Source organism: Tropicibacter naphthalenivorans, from assembly GCF_900176475.1.
GTDB lineage: Bacteria > Pseudomonadota > Alphaproteobacteria > Rhodobacterales > Rhodobacteraceae > Tropicibacter > Tropicibacter naphthalenivorans.
In genome coordinates this window covers 610,994-626,650 of record NZ_FWXX01000001.1, presented here as the reverse complement: position 1 = coordinate 626,650, position 15,657 = coordinate 610,994, and the positions used below count along the sequence as shown (strand labels likewise).

Annotated in this window: 17 protein-coding genes; 8 read left to right on the top strand and 9 right to left on the bottom strand. The window is 63.3% G+C overall.

Annotation, left to right across the window (positions count from 1 at the left end):
* Window positions 1-56 precede the first annotated feature (56 nt).
* Window positions 57-1,049, bottom strand: coding sequence for a hypothetical protein (locus B9A11_RS03060; RefSeq protein ID WP_058245834.1), 993 nt, complete (start codon window positions 1,047-1,049; stop codon window positions 57-59).
* 6 nt (window positions 1,050-1,055) lie between these two features.
* Window positions 1,056-1,526, bottom strand: a complete 471-nt coding sequence (greA, locus tag B9A11_RS03055; RefSeq protein WP_058245835.1) for a transcription elongation factor GreA — start codon at window positions 1,524-1,526, stop codon at window positions 1,056-1,058.
* A gap of 372 nt (window positions 1,527-1,898) precedes the next feature.
* Here greA and B9A11_RS03050 point away from each other — a divergent pair, with 372 nt between their 5' ends.
* The 4 genes from B9A11_RS03050 (at window position 1,899) to B9A11_RS03035 (ending at window position 6,673) form a co-directional block, all read left to right on the top strand.
* Window positions 1,899-3,548, top strand: a complete 1,650-nt coding sequence (locus B9A11_RS03050; RefSeq protein ID WP_058245836.1) for an electron transfer flavoprotein-ubiquinone oxidoreductase — start codon at window positions 1,899-1,901, stop codon at window positions 3,546-3,548.
* A gap of 109 nt (window positions 3,549-3,657) precedes the next feature.
* A complete protein-coding gene (locus B9A11_RS03045; protein ID WP_143595780.1) occupies window positions 3,658-3,948 on the top strand; it encodes a hypothetical protein in 291 nt (96 codons plus the stop codon).
* Window positions 3,949-4,059: 111 nt separating this feature from the next.
* Window positions 4,060-5,778 (top strand): tetratricopeptide repeat protein, encoded by a 1,719-nt coding sequence (locus B9A11_RS03040; RefSeq protein WP_306345499.1) that lies wholly within the window; start codon window positions 4,060-4,062, stop codon window positions 5,776-5,778.
* Window positions 5,765-6,673, top strand: a complete 909-nt coding sequence (locus tag B9A11_RS03035) for a 4-(cytidine 5'-diphospho)-2-C-methyl-D-erythritol kinase (protein WP_058245838.1) — start codon at window positions 5,765-5,767, stop codon at window positions 6,671-6,673. The genes B9A11_RS03040 and B9A11_RS03035 overlap by 14 nt, the downstream gene beginning before the upstream one ends.
* Here the strand turns inward: B9A11_RS03035 and B9A11_RS03030 are convergent.
* Window positions 6,666-7,664 carry a polyprenyl synthetase family protein gene (locus B9A11_RS03030; RefSeq protein WP_058245839.1) on the bottom strand — a complete coding sequence of 333 codons (999 nt, stop codon included), beginning with the start codon at window positions 7,662-7,664 and terminating at the stop codon, window positions 6,666-6,668. The two genes, B9A11_RS03035 and B9A11_RS03030, sit on opposite strands and share 8 nt — an antisense overlap.
* A 51-nt stretch (window positions 7,665-7,715) precedes the next feature.
* On the opposite strand from B9A11_RS03030, the gene B9A11_RS03025 reads away from it, so the two are divergent.
* From B9A11_RS03025 to B9A11_RS03015, 3 genes are all read left to right on the top strand, one after another.
* Window positions 7,716-7,931 carry a putative signal transducing protein gene (locus B9A11_RS03025; RefSeq protein ID WP_058245840.1) on the top strand — a complete coding sequence of 72 codons (216 nt, stop codon included), beginning with the start codon at window positions 7,716-7,718 and terminating at the stop codon, window positions 7,929-7,931.
* A complete protein-coding gene (locus tag B9A11_RS03020; RefSeq protein WP_234988715.1) occupies window positions 7,921-8,694 on the top strand; it encodes a tRNA1(Val) (adenine(37)-N6)-methyltransferase in 774 nt (257 codons plus the stop codon). Before B9A11_RS03025 ends, B9A11_RS03020 begins: the two co-directional genes overlap by 11 nt.
* A 116-nt stretch (window positions 8,695-8,810) precedes the next feature.
* Complete coding sequence (locus B9A11_RS03015) at window positions 8,811-8,987, top strand: YdcH family protein (protein ID WP_083499725.1); 177 nt, start codon at window positions 8,811-8,813, stop codon at window positions 8,985-8,987.
* A gap of 156 nt (window positions 8,988-9,143) precedes the next feature.
* On the opposite strand, the gene B9A11_RS03010 is transcribed toward B9A11_RS03015, so the two are convergent.
* The 4 genes from B9A11_RS03010 to B9A11_RS02995 form a co-directional block, all read right to left on the bottom strand.
* Window positions 9,144-10,073 (bottom strand): VOC family protein, encoded by a 930-nt coding sequence (locus B9A11_RS03010; protein ID WP_058245841.1) that lies wholly within the window; start codon window positions 10,071-10,073, stop codon window positions 9,144-9,146.
* Between the two features lie 143 nt (window positions 10,074-10,216).
* On the bottom strand, window positions 10,217-10,939 hold the full coding sequence (gene phbB / locus B9A11_RS03005) for an acetoacetyl-CoA reductase (RefSeq protein WP_058245842.1): 723 nt from the start codon (window positions 10,937-10,939) through the stop codon (window positions 10,217-10,219).
* A 165-nt stretch (window positions 10,940-11,104) separates the two neighbouring features.
* A complete protein-coding gene (locus tag B9A11_RS03000; protein ID WP_058245843.1) occupies window positions 11,105-12,280 on the bottom strand; it encodes an acetyl-CoA C-acetyltransferase in 1,176 nt (391 codons plus the stop codon).
* 141 nt (window positions 12,281-12,421) lie between these two features.
* A complete protein-coding gene (locus B9A11_RS02995) occupies window positions 12,422-13,255 on the bottom strand; it encodes an EAL domain-containing protein (protein ID WP_058245844.1) in 834 nt (277 codons plus the stop codon).
* Between the two features lie 351 nt (window positions 13,256-13,606).
* On the opposite strand from B9A11_RS02995, the gene rpsD reads away from it, so the two are divergent.
* Entirely contained in the window at window positions 13,607-14,227 is a 621-nt protein-coding gene (rpsD, locus tag B9A11_RS02990) for a 30S ribosomal protein S4 (RefSeq protein ID WP_058245845.1), read from the top strand.
* 144 nt (window positions 14,228-14,371) lie between these two features.
* Here rpsD and B9A11_RS02985 read toward each other — a convergent pair whose 3' ends face one another.
* The gene (locus tag B9A11_RS02985; protein ID WP_058245846.1) at window positions 14,372-14,587 is read right to left on the bottom strand and encodes a DUF1127 domain-containing protein; all 216 of its coding nucleotides are present in this window, start codon (window positions 14,585-14,587) and stop codon (window positions 14,372-14,374) included.
* A gap of 312 nt (window positions 14,588-14,899) precedes the next feature.
* A complete protein-coding gene (locus B9A11_RS02980; RefSeq protein ID WP_058245847.1) occupies window positions 14,900-15,592 on the bottom strand; it encodes a DUF1045 domain-containing protein in 693 nt (230 codons plus the stop codon).
* Window positions 15,593-15,657: the final 65 nt, after the last annotated feature.

Genomic DNA, 15,657 nt, shown 5'->3' with positions numbered 1-15,657 from the left:
GCGCGGCTGGGCGCCAAAATTTTTAAGTAAAAATTTTGCCACCGCGGGTCGAGAGGTCAGTCAAAGGTTCCGGCGACGCGGCCCAGCAGCATAAAGGCGCGGGCGGTGCGCGTTCCCGCAAAGGCGGTGATTTCCTCATCCGAGGCGGTCTGCTCGAACTGCGCGAACATCTGGTCGAACCGCCGCAAGAAATGGTGCGCGGCATCGCGAAAGATCGGGTCTTGCTTCATCCGGCCGAGGGCCAGCGCCAGCGACGACCGATCGTGCACGCCGCCCAGCCCCGCGATCTCGCGCCCGCGCGCGCCCTTGGCAAAGGCGCGCCAGACCTCGGGGCGGGCCATGTCGGGGCGTAGGTCGTCCATGTAGATGCCGTCCTGCGACATCAGCGTCAGGATGTCCTGCGCGGCCTGGATCAGCTTGGCGGCCTGACGATCCTTGAGCGCGCGGCGCAGCGCGGCAAAACCCGCCTCGTCTTCGGCGGTTTCGGGGAAGTGCAGCGCGCGGATGAAGTCTTCGTTCGCCAGCGGCGGTTGCAACGCCTCTGCGGGGGTGCCCAGCGACAGCGTCGGCTGGTCGTCGGCGGCCACCTCGGAGGACGCCTGCGCCATGGGCTCGGCCTGACGGACGCCGCCCAGCATGGCCAGCGTCGCCTCCAGCCCCTTTTGCGCACCGGCGATGTCGTCGAGGCGCTTCATGATCGCGGGGTGGGGCGGCTCTCCCTTGCCGTTTTGCGCTTGCGCCACATAGGCTTGGCGGATCGCGTCAATCGCCGCCTGCAAGCGCGCGCTTTCCTCGCGCATGATCCGCGAGGACCGCACGGTCAGCGCCGCCACCCAAATCAGGGCGACCGGCAGAAAAACCACCATCAGCACCAGCAAAAAGCCAACCCCGGTGCCCTCGGCCCCGCCGGTCACAAAGTACCCGCCGGACAACAACAGCCACACCACGGACGCCCCGGCCGCAGCCAGTTCGATCCCCGTCGCGCCGCCTTGGCCGCTACGGTCGTACAGCCCCGGTGCCGCGGGGCGCGAAGGCTTGGGATCGGCCATGGTCGCTTACTTGTATTCGATGGTCAGAACTTCGTAGGACTTTTCCCCGCCGGGGGTGCGGACCTCGACGCTGTCGCCTTCTTCCTTGCCGATTAGGGCGCGGGCGATGGGCGATTTGATGTTCAGCAGACCTTTTTCGATGCTGGCCTCGTGTTCGCCCACGATCTGCCAGGTCTTTTCCTCGTCGGTGTCCTCGTCGACCAGCGTGACGGTCGCGCCGAACTTGATCGGGCCGGAAAGCGACGCGGGATCGATGACCTCGGTCAGACCGATCACGCCTTCCAGCTCTTTGATGCGGCCTTCGATAAAGCCCTGCTTTTCGCGCGCCGAATGATACTCGGCGTTTTCCTTGAGGTCGCCCAGCTCGCGCGCTTCGGCGATCGCCTGAATGATGGCGGGGCGCTCGACGCTCTTGAGCTGCTTCAATTCGGTTTCAAGCGCGGTGAACCCACCGCGGGTCATCAGGATCTTTTCCATGCGGATCGTCTTTCCCTGGAAACGTGTGTTTCTGGATCGTTGTTGTTTGAACACGCGATGTAAAGCCTGCGTCGCCCTGTTAAAAGGGTCAAACGCAACTTTGCCGCGTCTCTATCGGGTCTTATCTGCCCGTTTTTTCATCTAGCGGAGTTAAAACGAGATAAAGGCGTGGCACAAGGGGGATCGCGGCGGTGTCGTGGTAGCGCTCGCATGTGGCGGTTTCGTGCTACGGCGCAGAAATAGACCCCGCCTATGCCAAAGATATAAGGGAAATGCGGCGATTTAACGCCCCGTCTGGATTGACCGATGCTGCGCCGCCGCGCTACCACTCGCGGCGAAAGAAAATTTCGCACCCCCCGGGAAGGAGCCGCCATGAGCGACGTGACGCGCGAGTCGATGGAATATGATGTTGTGATCGTTGGGGGCGGCCCGGCTGGCCTGTCCGCCGCGATCCGTCTCAAGCAGCTGGACGCTGATTTGCAGGTCGTGCTGCTGGAAAAGGGCTCTGAGATTGGCGCGCACATCCTGTCCGGCGCGGTTCTGGACCCCTGCGGTCTGGATGCGCTGATCCCCGACTGGAAGGAAAAGGGCGCGCCGCTGAACACCCCGGTGAAAGAAGACAACTTTTACATGCTGGGTGAGGCCGGTCAGATCCGCATCCCCAACTGGCCGATGCCCAAGCTGATGAACAACCACGGCAACTACATCGTGTCCATGGGCAACGTCTGCCGCTGGATGGCCGAGCAGGCCGAAGAGTTGGGCGTCGAGATTTTCCCGGGCATGGCCTGCTCCGAGCTGGTCTACGGCGAGAACGGCGAAGTGCGCGGCGTGGTCGCCGGTGAGTTCGGCAAAGAGGCCGATGGCTCGCAGGGGCCGGGCTACGAGCCGGGGATGGAGCTGCTGGGCAAGTATGTCTTCCTCTCCGAGGGCGTGCGCGGCTCGCTCGCCAAAGAGGTCATGGCCAAGTACGACCTGTCCGAGGGTAAAGACCCGCAGAAGTTCGGCATCGGCATGAAAGAGATCTGGGAAATCGACCCGGCCAAGCACAAAGAGGGCACCGTGACCCACACCATGGGCTGGCCTCTGGGGGGCAACGCGGGCGGCGGCTCCTTTATCTATCACCTTGAGAACAATCAGGTTTATGTCGGTTTCGTGGTCCACCTGAACTACGAAAACCCCTACCTGTTCCCCTACATGGAATTCCAGCGCTTCAAGCATCACCCGATGGTTGCCGAGCTGCTCGAAGGCGGCAAGCGCGTGGCCTATGGCGCGCGCGCGATTTCCGAGGGCGGCTACCAGTCCATGCCCAAGATGGTCGCGCCCGGCGTGGCGCTGCTGGGCTGCTCGGTCGGCATGGTCAACGTGCCGCGCATCAAGGGCAACCACAACGCCATGCTGTCGGGCAAAGCCGCAGCAGAGGCGGCGGTGGACGCGATCAAGGCGGGCCGTTCGGCGGATGAGCTGACCTCGTACGAGACCGAAGTGCGCAGCGGCCCCATCGGCAAGGATCTCAAGCAGGTGCGCAACGTCAAGCCGATGTGGTCCAAGTGGGGCATGACCGCGTCCTTGGCCTTTGGCGGTCTGGACATGTGGACCAACGAGCTGTTCGGCCTGTCGCTGTTCGGCACCCTGTCGCACGGCAAATCCGACGCCGAAGCCACCGGCAAGGCGGCGCGGTTCGAGCCCATCGACTACCCCAAGCCCGATGGCAAGCTGTCGTTCGACCGCCTGACCAACGTGGCCTTCTCGTTCACCAACCACGAGGAAAGCCAGCCGTCGCACCTTCAGCTCAAGGACCCGATCGAGCCGGTGGTCTACAACCTGCGCAACTACGCAGGCCCGGCGCAGCGGTACTGCCCGGCGGGGGTGTATGAGTTCGTGGAAAAGGACGGCGAGCAGCAGTTCGTCATCAACTTCCAGAACTGCGTGCACTGCAAGACCTGCGACATCAAGGACCCCAGCCAGAACATCCAGTGGACGGTTCCGCAGGGCGGCGACGGCCCGAACTATCCCAACATGTAAGGCGCTAACGGCCCCCACTCGGGGATTTACCTTGCGTTAACTGTGTTTTAACCTCCGGGTGTGAATGCTCACGCCCGGGGGTTTTTGTTTTTGTACGGGAGTAAAGGTAATGAAGTGGCGAGCAGACAGATGGCCCAGCGGATGGGCCATGCAGGTGACCTGCGCGGGACAAGAATGTCCGGTCAAGGTCGCCAATGTGTCGGTGTCAGGGCTGAAATATCTGGGGCATTTGCCCGCGGATGTCGGGGACATGGTGCGTTTTACGGTGCTGGGGTTCCAAATCACCGCGCGCATCGCCCGGCTAGAGGACGGCGGCGGCGCTTTGGCGTTCGAGCGTCAGCTTAGCCCGGTTCAACTCAGCACATTGCGTCAGCATAGGGCGATCCCGGCGGGCTACTGACCGCCAGGCGGGCTACTGACCGCTTGGGCACGCGTTGCTCCGCCTATCGTGATTGCACTGCCGGGGCTGGCGCTCTAGGCTTTGATGAAACGACCTGAGGAGGCGAGCAAAGTGACAGCTTGGGCAAATCGACTGTGTGCGGGATTGGTGGCGATCGGACTGGCGCTGCCGATGGGGGCCGGGGCGACCGGCATTTCCGGATCGTATCTCGCGGCGCGGCAGGCCAGCTTTCTGGGCGATTACGAGGCGGCGGCGCATTACTATGGCCGCGCGCTGGCCTTTGCGCCGACCAAGCCCGAACTGCTGGAACGCGCGATCCTTGCCAATATCTCGCTGGGCGAGATGGACGACGCCGCCGCGCTGGCGCGCCAGATGACCGCCAATGGCTATGCCTCCGAGCTGGCGCAGATGGCGATCATCGCGCAAGAAGCGGCGTCGGGCAACTTTGCCACCGTGGTCGAGATGATCGACGCGCAGCAAGGCGTTGGCCCGCTGGGCGATGGCTTGGTCAAGGCGTGGGCCTTGGTCGGGCTGGGCGATATGGATGGCGCGATGGACAGCTTTGACGCGGTCGCGCAGATCCAGGGGCTTGGCCCCTTTGCCGCCTACCACCGCGCGCTGGCGCTGGCCGCGACCGGCCAGTTCCAACAGGCCGACGCGCTGCTGGCGGACGACACCGCTGGCGGCATGGTCAACACCCGCCGGGGCGTGATGGCCCGCGCCGAAGTGCTGTCCCAGCTGGGCCGCAACGACGAGGCGGTTACGCTGTTCGCCCGCGCCTTTGGGCAGGATGTCGACCCGGCCTTGGCGCAGATGCGCAGCGCGCTAGAGGCGGGCGAGACCTTGCCCTTTACCCATGTGACAAACGCCAAGGATGGCATGGCCGAGGTGTTCTTTACCCTCGCGGGCGCGCTCAGCAGCGAAGGCAACAACGATCTGACCTTGCTGTACACCCGCTTGGCCGAACATCTGCGCCCCACCCATGTGGACGCGATCCTGCTGTCCGCCGAACTCCTTGACCAGATGCAGCAGCACGATCTGGCGCTGGCCGCCTATGCGCGCGTGCCGTCGGATCACCCGTCCTTTCACGCCGCCGAACTGGGCCGCGCCGAAGCGCTGCGCAAGTCCGGCCTAGAAGAGGACGCGATCACCGTTCTGCGCGGCCTGACCCAAAGCCACGGCGATCTGCCCATCGTCTGGACGACGCTGGCGGATGTCTACCGCGCCGACGAACGCTTTGCCGAAGGCGTCGAGGCCTATACCACCGCCATGGGTCTGTTCGACGAGATCACCGAGCGCCAGTGGTTCCTGTTCTACGCCCGCGGCATCTGCCAAGAGCGCGAAGGCAACTGGCCCGAGGCCGAGGCAGACTTTCGCCGCGCCCTGGAGCTGAACCCAGAGCAGCCGCAGGTGCTGAACTATCTGGGCTACAGCCTTGTGGAAAAGCAGCTGAAACTGGACGAGGCGCTGGAGTTGATCGAACGCGCCGTCGCCGCGCGGCCCAATTCGGGGTATATCGTCGATAGCCTCGGCTGGGTGCTGTACAAGCTGGGCCGCTACGAAGAGGCCGTCCCGCATATGGAGCGCGCCGCCGAACTGATGCCGATCGACCCCATCGTCAACGACCACCTGGGCGATGTCTATTGGTCGGTCGGGCGCGCGCGTGAGGCGGAATTCATGTGGAAACGCGCCCTGTCCTTTGTCGATTGGGAAGATGCCGCCGAAGAGGCGGACCCCGAGCTGATCAAGCGCAAGATCGAGGTCGGCTTGGATCAGGTTCGCATCGAAGAAGGCTTGCCTCCGTTGGAAAGCGCGAATGCCGCGGATTAAGGTCCGCGCGCCCGCCAAGATCAACTTGGCGCTGCATGTGACGGGGCAAAGGGACGACGGATACCACTTGCTGGATTCGCTGGTGGTGTTCGCCCCGGTGCATGATGTCTTGTATCTGGTGACCCCCGCCAATGGCCTGTCCTTGACCGTCGAAGGGCCAGAGGCCGCAGGCGTGCCTGCCGATATGTCCAACCTTGCGTTGCGCGCCGCCCAAGGGTTGACGGATGCGGTCGCTGTTTCCTTGGAAAAGAACCTGCCCAGTGCGGCGGGGGTCGGCGGCGGCTCTGCGGACGCGGCTGCGGTGATCCGGGCGTTGATGCTGTGCGATCCGGCGTTTGACGGCCTAGAGCCGCGCGCCCGCGAGACCGCCATGATGGCCCGTCTGGCTCAGGCCAAGGGGCTGGAAGCGCTCGGCGCGGATGTGCCCATGTGCCTGCCGAACGTGCCGCAACGGGTGCGCGGCATTGGCGAGGACTCCGAGGTGGTGGGCCTGCCGCCGGTGCCTGCGGTGCTGGTGAACCCGCGCGTGCCGGTGTCGACGCCCAAGGTGTTCAAGGCCATGACCAAGCGCGACAACCCCGGCCTGCCGGACTTGCCCAAACTGCCGGATGCGGCGGCGCTGATCGACTACCTGCACGGCACGCGCAACGATATGCAGGAGGCGGCCATCGCGCTCGAACCCGCCATCGCAGAGGTGCTAGAGGCCATCGGCGCGCAGCCCGGCTGCGGCCTTGCGCGGATGTCAGGGTCGGGGGCGACGTGCTTTGGCCTGTTTGCAGACGAGACCAAAGCGCAGGCCGCCGCAGAGGCCTTGCACAAGGCGCACCCCGACTGGTGGATCGCCGGGGGTGTGCTGGGGTCTCAGTTCAACCTCGGTTTGCCAGAGGTCAGTTGACCCGCTCGACCACGTAGTCGTTCACGCCAATCAGCAGATCGCGCAGCTCGCCTTTGGGCAGCGTCTCCATCGCGGCCTTGGCCTTGGCGGCCCAGGCCAGCGCCTCTTGGCGGGTGGCCTCCAGGGCGCCGTGCTTGTTCAGCAGCTCCAGCGCGTGCTCCAGATCGCCGTCCTGCTGGTCGCCCTTTTCGATGACCCGCTTCCAGAACGCCTTTTCGGTGTCATCGGCGGCGGCATAGGCCTTGATCAGCGGCAGGGTCAGCTTGCGCTCGCGGAAGTCGTCACCGATGTTCTTGCCGGTGGCGTCAGAGCCCCAGTAATCCAGCAAATCGTCCACGATCTGGAAGGCGATGCCCAAGGCGTCACCGTAATCGAACAGCGCCTGCACCTCTTCGGCGCTGCGGCCCGCGATCACGCCGCCCACCTCGGTCGCCGCCGAGAACAGCGCGGCGGTCTTGCCGCGCACCACTTGCAGGTAAATCTCTTCAGTTGTGGACAGATCCTGCGCGGCGGTCAGTTGCAGCACCTCACCCTCGGCGATGGTGGCGGCGGCATTGGACAGGATGTGCAGAACCCGCAGGTTCCCCGGCTCTGTCATCAATTGAAAGGCGCGCGCAAAGAGGTAGTCGCCCACCAGAACGCTGGACTTGTTGTCCCATAAAAGGTTGGCGGTGGGGCGACCGCGGCGCTTGGCGCTTTCGTCCACCACGTCGTCATGCAGCAGCGTCGCGGTGTGGATGAACTCGACCGTTGCGGCCAGCTTCACATGGTCGGCGCCCTCGTAGCCACACAGCCGCGCCGCCGCCAGCGTCAGGATCGGGCGCAGACGCTTGCCGCCCGCCTCGACCAGATGCGCGGTCACCTCGGGGATGCGCGGCGCGTGCTTGGAGGCCATCCGCTCGCGGATCAGCGCGTTCACCGCACTCAGGTCATCGGCCAGCACTTCGGCCAGGCGTTCATGCGGCTTCACGCGCGTCTCGTCCAAGCTCATTGTGCTCTCCATGCTCTCGACTTGTTTTGGTTGTAGCCTTACACGCGTCCTATGGAAGAGCTTTTGCGCACCAATGACATCACACTTATACCGCTCGCCCGGACTCTTCTGGACGGGGCGGGTATAGACAGCTTTGAGTTGGACGTAAATATGAGCGTGCTCGAAGGGTCCATCGGCATATTGCCGCGCCGCCTGATGGTGCGGTCCGATGACCTGCCGCGCGCGCGGCGGATTTTGCGCGAAAACGGGGTGCGTTTTGAGGGTTGAGCCCTTTGCAGAGGCCGATCTGACCCACGACGCGATGCTGGGCGGCAAGGCGATGATCCGGCAGCCGCGCGTCGGCTATCGCGCCGGGACGGACCCGGTGTTGCTGGCCGCCACCATCGAGGCCAAGCCGGGGCAGAGCGTGCTGGAACTGGGTTGCGGCGCGGGGCCGGGGCTGTGCTGTCTGGGCGCGCGGGTGCCGGGGGTGCAGCTCTACGGGATCGAGCTTCAGCCCGCCTATGCGGCTTTGGCACGGCGCAACCTGTCGGAAAATGGTCTGGGCGGCACAGTGTGGGAGGGCGACCTGAGCGCACCGCCCCCCGAAATGCGCGCGCTTAGCTTTCATCACGTCATGGCCAACCCGCCCTATTTCGAAGCGGGGCGCGGGATCGCGGCGCAGGACGCGGGCCGAGGGTTGGGCCGCGCGGGCGAGACGCCCTTGGCGACCTGGGTGGCGGTGGCGGCGAAACGGTTGCGCCCGCGCGGCTACATGACCTTCATCCAGCGGGCCGAGCGCTTGCCCGAACTGTTGGCGGCGATGCAGGCACATGTGGGCGCGTTAGAGCTGTTGCCGCTGCTGCCGCGCCCCGGCCGCGCGCCGCGTTTGGTGCTGGTCCGGGGGCGAAAAGACGGCAAAGCGGCGTTCCGGTTCCATCCACCACAGGTGATTCACGCGCCGGGAGAGCATGAAGATGGGGTAAACAACTACTCCGAGGCGTTTACGAAGGTTATGAAACACGGTGCTGGGTTACCGTTTTCGGAATAAACCCGCCTGTTCTTCGTAATTTCCTAGGGAATCATCAGCCTTTTTCGCAGGTGCCGCGTGACAGAACGATGACAATGTGCTGCACTGAAGGTCCAAACAGATCGAAGGAGGATCTAATGAGCTTGAGTTCGCACCTGCAAGAACTGAAAAATAAGCACAGTACCCTCTCGGACGCCGTGGAACGGGCGCAGCGCGCTCCTGGCACCGATGCGTTGCATATCGCAGACATGAAAAAGCAGAAACTTCGTATCAAAGAAGAAATTCAGCGCCTGTCGTCTCAGGCCATGGGCTAAGCGTCCCGCGCGCGGCCTGTCCGAGGTTTCGGGCAGGTCGTTCCATAGGCGGAAGCCAGCGTCTTGCCCAGGATGGGCAACACCGTGTGTTCCGCAATCCGATCCGGCCCCCGCCTTCGTGCGGGGGCTTTTGCTTTTACCGGATCGTGGCAAAGGTTAATCGGTGATCGGTGCCAAGCGCTCTTCTAGGCGGCTGCGCAGGTGTTCGTGCTGCGTCGGCAGCTTCAGCGCCTCACCCAGATGCGCGGTATCCTCGTCGCGGTCAAAGCCCGGCTCGTTGGTCGCGATCTCGAACAGCACCCCGCCGGGGGTGCGGAAATAGATCGCCCAAAAGTAGTCGCGGTCGATCACCGGCGTCACCTGATAGCCGGTGTCCATCAGCGCCTTGCGCACCTCCAGCTGCTTTTCGCGGTTGTCGACGGAAAAGGCGATGTGATGCACGCTGCCCGCGCCTTGGTCCGCCATGGGGCCGGATGTTTCGGTCAGGTCGATGACCTGCGCCTCATTGCCGCCGGGGACGCGAAAGCGGGTGACGCCGTTTGCGCTGTCGTCCTTCTCATAGCCCATGAAGCGCAGCAGCTCGGCGCTGGACGCTGCCCCGCGCGGCGACAGGCGCATGTCGGCGGAATGGAACCCACGCAGGGCGACCTCGGCGGGGGCGTCCGCCACCCAAGGCGCGCGGTCATCGTCGCTTTCGATCAGGGCAAACCCGTCGCCATCGGGGCCTTTGAACTCCAGCCGCCGCTCGCCGAACCGTTCCGCAGGGGTCAGCCCCTGCACGCCGAACCGCGCGAGCCGTTCGGACCAATAGGGCAGGGCGCCGGTGGGCACGGAAAAGGCGGTGGTGCCGACCTCACCCGCGCCGGGGCGACCGCGCCGCGCATTCGGGAAGGGAAAGTAGGTCATGACCGTGCCGGGGGTGCCCTGCTCGTCGCCATAATACAGGTGGTACACGTCGGGCGCGTCAAAGTTCACCGTCTTCTTGACCCGGCGCAGACCCAGCACCTTGGTGAAAAAGTCGTTGTTCTCCTGCGCTCCGCTGGCGAGCGAAGTCACATGGTGCAAGCCGTTGATCTGGTTGAGCATGGCGCGTCTCCTATTCTTTGGTCCTAAATATAGCCCTGTTTGAATGAAAGAAACGCCGCCGCGCGCGGTGCGTTGGTGCGCCAGCGCACAAAAAAAGGCCCCGAGTGGGTGCTCGGAGCCCTGTTTTTGCACGTCAAACGGGATCAGACGAAGAACTGACCGCCGTTCGCCGAGATGGTCGAGCCGTTGATAAAGCCCGCATCGTCCGACGCGAGGAAGGTCACGCAGCGCGCGATTTCTTCGGGCTCGCCCAGACGGCCCGTCGGGATCTGGCCGATGATGCTTTCGCGGACCTTCTCCGGCACGGCCATGACCATTTCGGTCGCGATGTAGCCGGGGCAGATTGCGTTGGCGGTGATGCCTGCGCGCGCGCCTTCCTGGGCCAGAGACTTGACGATGCCCAGATCGCCCGCCTTGGTCGCGGCATAGTTCACCTGCGCGAACTGGCCTTTCTGACCGTTGATCGACGAGATCACGATGATGCGGCCAAACTTGCGCTCGCGCATCCCCGGCCAGATCGGGTGAATGGTGTTGAACACGCCGGTCAGGTTGGTGTCGATGACCTCTTTCCACTGGTCCGGGGTCATCTTGTGGAAGGGCGCGTCACGGGTGATGCCCGCGTTGGCGACAACCACGTCGATGGGGCCGAGGTCCGCTTCGACCTGCGCGATGCCTGCGGCCGAGGCTTCGTAGTCGGCCACGTTCCACTTGTAGGTCTTGATGCCGGTGGCTTCGGTAAAGGCAGCGGCCTTTTCGTCGTTGCCGGCGTAGGTTGCTGCAACCTCATAGCCTTGCGCTTTGAGTGCTTTGGAAATGGCTTCGCCGATGCCGCGGCTGCCGCCGGTGACCAGTGCTACACGTGCCATGTTGTCCTCCGATAATGACATGTCCCTTGGTAACTTCGTTACCTTTTGGTTTTTGCGGGCGCAACAATATTGCGCATACATTTTCGAAATAATTGGCGCGGCGTTTTGGCGCCCCCGCGCCGGGTGGGCGTAAAAAAGGGCGCCGAAGCGCCCCTTTTCAATGCCTTAGGGGCGTTCGAGGCACATGGCCACGCCCATGCCGCCGCCGATGCACAGGGTCGCCAGACCCTTTTTCGCGTCGCGGCGTTTCATTTCGAACAGCAGGGTGTTCAGGATCCGTGCGCCCGACGCGCCGATCGGGTGGCCGATGGCAATCGCGCCGCCGTTCACGTTCACGACCTCGGGGTTCCAGCCCATGTCCTTGTTCACGGCGCAGGCCTGCGCGGCGAAGGCTTCGTTGGCTTCGACCAGATCGAGGTCTTCGGCCTTCCAACCGGCTTTTTCCAGCGCCTTGCGGGAGGCGTGGATCGGGCCGACGCCCATGATCGACGGGTCGAGACCGGCGGTCGCGTAGGACGCAATGCGCGCCAGCGGCTCAATCCCGCGACGCTCTGCTTCCTCGGCGGACATCAGCAGGGCGCCAGCCGCGCCGTCGTTGATGCCCGAGGCGTTTGCGGCGGTCACGGTGCCATCCTTGGTGAAGGCGGGGCGCAGTTTCGCCATCGCTTCGATCGTCGCGCCGTGACGGATGTACTCGTCCTGATCGACGACGATCTCGCCCTTGCGGGTTTTCACGGTGAAGGGGACGATCTCGTCGGCGAACTTGCCCGCCTTTTGCGCGGCTTCGGCCTTGTTCTGCGAAGCCACGGCAAAGGCGTCCTGCATGTCGCGGGAAATCTGCCACTGCTCGGCAACGTTTTCAGCGGTCTGGCCCATGTGGTAGCCGTTGAACGCATCCCACAGACCGTCGCGGATCATGGTGTCGATGTACTTGACGTCGCCCATCTTGTGACCGGCGCGCAGGTGCGCGGCGTGGGTCGACAGCGACATGTTCTCCTGACCACCGGCGCAGACGATGGACGCATCGCCCAGTTGGATGTGCTGAGCGGCCAGTGCGACGGCGCGCAGACCCGAACCACAGACCTGGTTGATGCCCCAAGCGGCGGATTCGATCGGCAGACCGGCGTTGATATGCGCCTGACGTGCGGGGTTCTGGCCCTGCGCGGCGGTCAGAACCTGACCAAGAATAGTCTCAGAGACTTCACCCTTTTCGATGCCCGCGCGGGCCACCAGTGCTTCGAGCACGGCCGCGCCAAGATCATGTGCAGGGGTGGTTGCAAAAGAACCGCTAAAGCTGCCCACGGCAGTCCGTGCGGCACTTGCGATAACGACGTTGGTCATAAGTTGTCCTCCAGCCAAGCGTGTACGCCAAGGCATACCGTGATTCCGCCGGATGCGAAACCATTCCATCTTCGCCTGTCGAAAATGGGGAATACTCTGTTCTGCGTTGCAGCGAAAGGGACAGAAAGTCTCAGGCTTGCGCTAACGGGCCGATTTGCGCAACTTTTGTTCGTCGCGCCACGGCGGGTTCACGGTGGGCGCGGCAAACAGGTACCCCTGAAGACAATCGACCCCCAGCGCGCGCAGCACATCGGCGTCGGCTTGGGTTTCCACCCGCTCGGCGACGGTGAACAGGTCGAACTGTTCGGCGATCTTGACGATGGCGCCGACCAACACCTGATTGTCGGGATCCTGCGCAATGCCCGAAGAAAATTCCCCGTCAATTTTAAGGATATCGAAACTGAAGTCCTTGAAGTGTCGCAGCGCCGTGTAGCCAGAGCCAAAATCGTCCATGGCAAAGGTGATTCCCTTGCTCTGGAGATCCTTCATGAAAGTGGTGACCAGTTCGGGGACGGTCATGGCCGAGGTTTCGGTGATCTCAAGGATCAGACGCTCGGCCACGGTGGGATCGTTTTGCAGGCCACGGGTCAGCGTGCGCATCCACTTTTTATAGCCGACAGAGCGCGCCGACATATTGATGGACAGCCGCAGGGCAGGCACGCGTTCCAATTCTGCCAAGCCCTTTTCCAGCGCGATACAGTCCAACATGCGGCCAAATTCCGTGTCTTCCACGGCGTTTATGAACTCTGCGGCGGGAATCACCCGCCCGGTTTCATCCAGCACGCGGATCAGCCCCTCGTAAAATGCGACGTGATCGGGGGCGGTGGTCTGGACAACGGGCTGAAACGCCAGCATGACCTGCCGGTGCTGAATGGCGCGTTGCACCATGTCCATGGTGTTGCGATCACGCGCGCTGACCGCATGTTCCAGAGCGTTGCGCGCCCCTTCGCTGAATTTGCCTTTGACGCGGGCCATATTGCTTCTCCTGCACCGGGTTCTGTGTTTGTCGGCCCCAGCGTTTAAATGCCGGTTAAAGGGTGGGTTTGACTAGAATTGTGCGGGTTTTGCCGCGGCGGGCAAAGGGGCGCTTGACTCTGTGCCGATCCCCCGTATAAGCGCCGCTTCATTGGTGTTGGTGGCCCCCGCAAGGGAATGCCTGTCATTGTGGGTCGCCGGGTGCGCCCGGTCCGCAAAGAGGACAACGCCCTTTACCACGGCACGAGGCCTTCGGTCTCCGGCCCCTCTGGATGGGACGCGATTGCGGCCCGAAAAGTGGGAACCGGTTTTCGGAATCAGCCGAAATGCCATTTATAAAGGAGATCAGCCGTGACCAAACGCACGTCTGCCAAGTACAAAATCGACCGCCGCATGGGCGAAAACATCTGGGGCCGCGCCAAGTCCCCGGTCAACCGTCGTGAATATGGCCCCGGCCAGCACGGTCAGCGCCGCAAGGGCAAGATGTCCGACTTCGGTCTGCAGCTGCGCGCCAAGCAGAAGCTGAAGGGCTACTACGGCGACCTGACCGAAAAGCAGTTCCGCCGCATCTTCGCCGAAGCAGAGCGTCTGCGTGGCGACACCGGTGAACAGCTGATCGGCCTGCTCGAGCGCCGCCTGGACGCCGTCGTCTACCGCGCCAAGTTCGTGGCAACCGTGTTCGCTGCGCGTCAGTTCGTGAACCACGGTCACGTTCTGGTCAACGGCCGCCGCGTGAACATCCCCTCGTACCGCGTCAAAGAAGGCGACGTGATCGAGGTCCGCGAGAAGTCCAAGCAGATGACCGCTCTGATCGAAGCCACCCAGCTGGCCGAGCGTGACGTTCCGGACTACATCGAAGCCGACCACTCCAAGATGACCGCCACCTTTGTGCGCACCCCGGGCCTGTCCGACGTGCCGTACCCGGTCGTCATGGAACCGAACCTGGTGATCGAATACTACGCACAGAACTAAGGTTCTCTGTATACGAATCGAAAGGCCGCTCCGATCCGGGGCGGCCTTTTTCGTTTGCTTTGCTGGTCTGAGCATCAGGCACAAAAAAACCGCGTCCCCAATGCGATGGGGGCGCGGTTTTTGATTTGGGTGATCCGGTTGGGATCAGACGTACATGATGTCGCCGAACACGTGCTGGACGATGTTTTCACGCTTGAGGCCCATTTTGGCCAGCTGATCGTCGGACAGCGCTTGCAGACGCTCGACCTTTTGCATCCGGGAGTTCGCTTCGCCGATGCGGACGAGGCCTTGGAAAACCCATTCAAAGAAATGTGCGATCGGGTTGCCGATGGGGGCGATTGCAGTGTGGACGTTTGCCATTGTCGTGTCTCCGTGGGGTAAAATAGGTTACCCTCCCTGACCCTTTTTTACGCTGCATCGCAGCAAAGCACCACAATAGGTTTCTCATAGCCGCAATAGCGCTAACGCATAGCTGCTTACCCAAGCGTTAACGGAAAAGGGCGGCCCGTCAGGACCGCCCCACTTGGTTCTGAAAATCACTCGCAAACACACTTGGAATACAGCCCGGTCCGGAAATGCGTCCGCCGGGCACGCTCACATTGCATATCGCCAAGATACGCGCTGTCTATGACAGCTGCGTGAAACATCGCATGAAAGCGCGAGGCCCGCGCGTTAATAAACCGTTAATCCAAGCCTATGACGGCGGATTTCGTGGAACCTTCCGTCTGGGGATTCGCCACAAAGGGTAAGGGAATCAAGCGGATAGGGGTTTGGGACCAAGGGCATCAGGGTCGTTTCCAGCGTCTCTTGGACCGGCGCGATCTCTGCCCGCCGCAGGTTGCCGGTCAGGGTGATGTGAAAGCGAAACTGGTCCATCACGCCGGGATACCCCCAGTCCAAGAGGTTCTGTTCCTGCTCGGGCGACAGGCGCTTTTGACGTCGCCGGGCAAGCTCTGCCTTGGTCAGGGGGGCGCGAAAGCCGTCCAGATCGCGCACCACTGCGGCGGCCAAATCGCGCAGCGCGGGGCAAGGCTCGGACGGCACAAGCGCGAGAAAACCGCCCAGGCGCGCCAGCTCTAACTCCATCGACACGGCACGCTGCGTTGCGGCGAACCGTGCAAGTGCAGCATCAAGATCGGCCTCGCTGCACCCCTCGGCCAGCCGAAAGGGGGCCTTGATCGTGGCGTGCAGACCGTATTTGCGCGGACGTTCGGTGATCTCATGCACGGGGCGGGGCAGGGGGCCAACGTCAGGCGCGGCCACCGCAACCCCGCGCGCCGCATCCCAGCCGAGCCACGCCGCGCCAAACGCGGCAAACGCCCCCGGCGCAGGGGTGTGATAGATGGCGTAACGTGTGTAGGTCATGGGCCGCTTTCGTCTAAGGCTGTGCTACATGACCCCAAGCCGCGCGCGCTCACAAGGGGGCAACC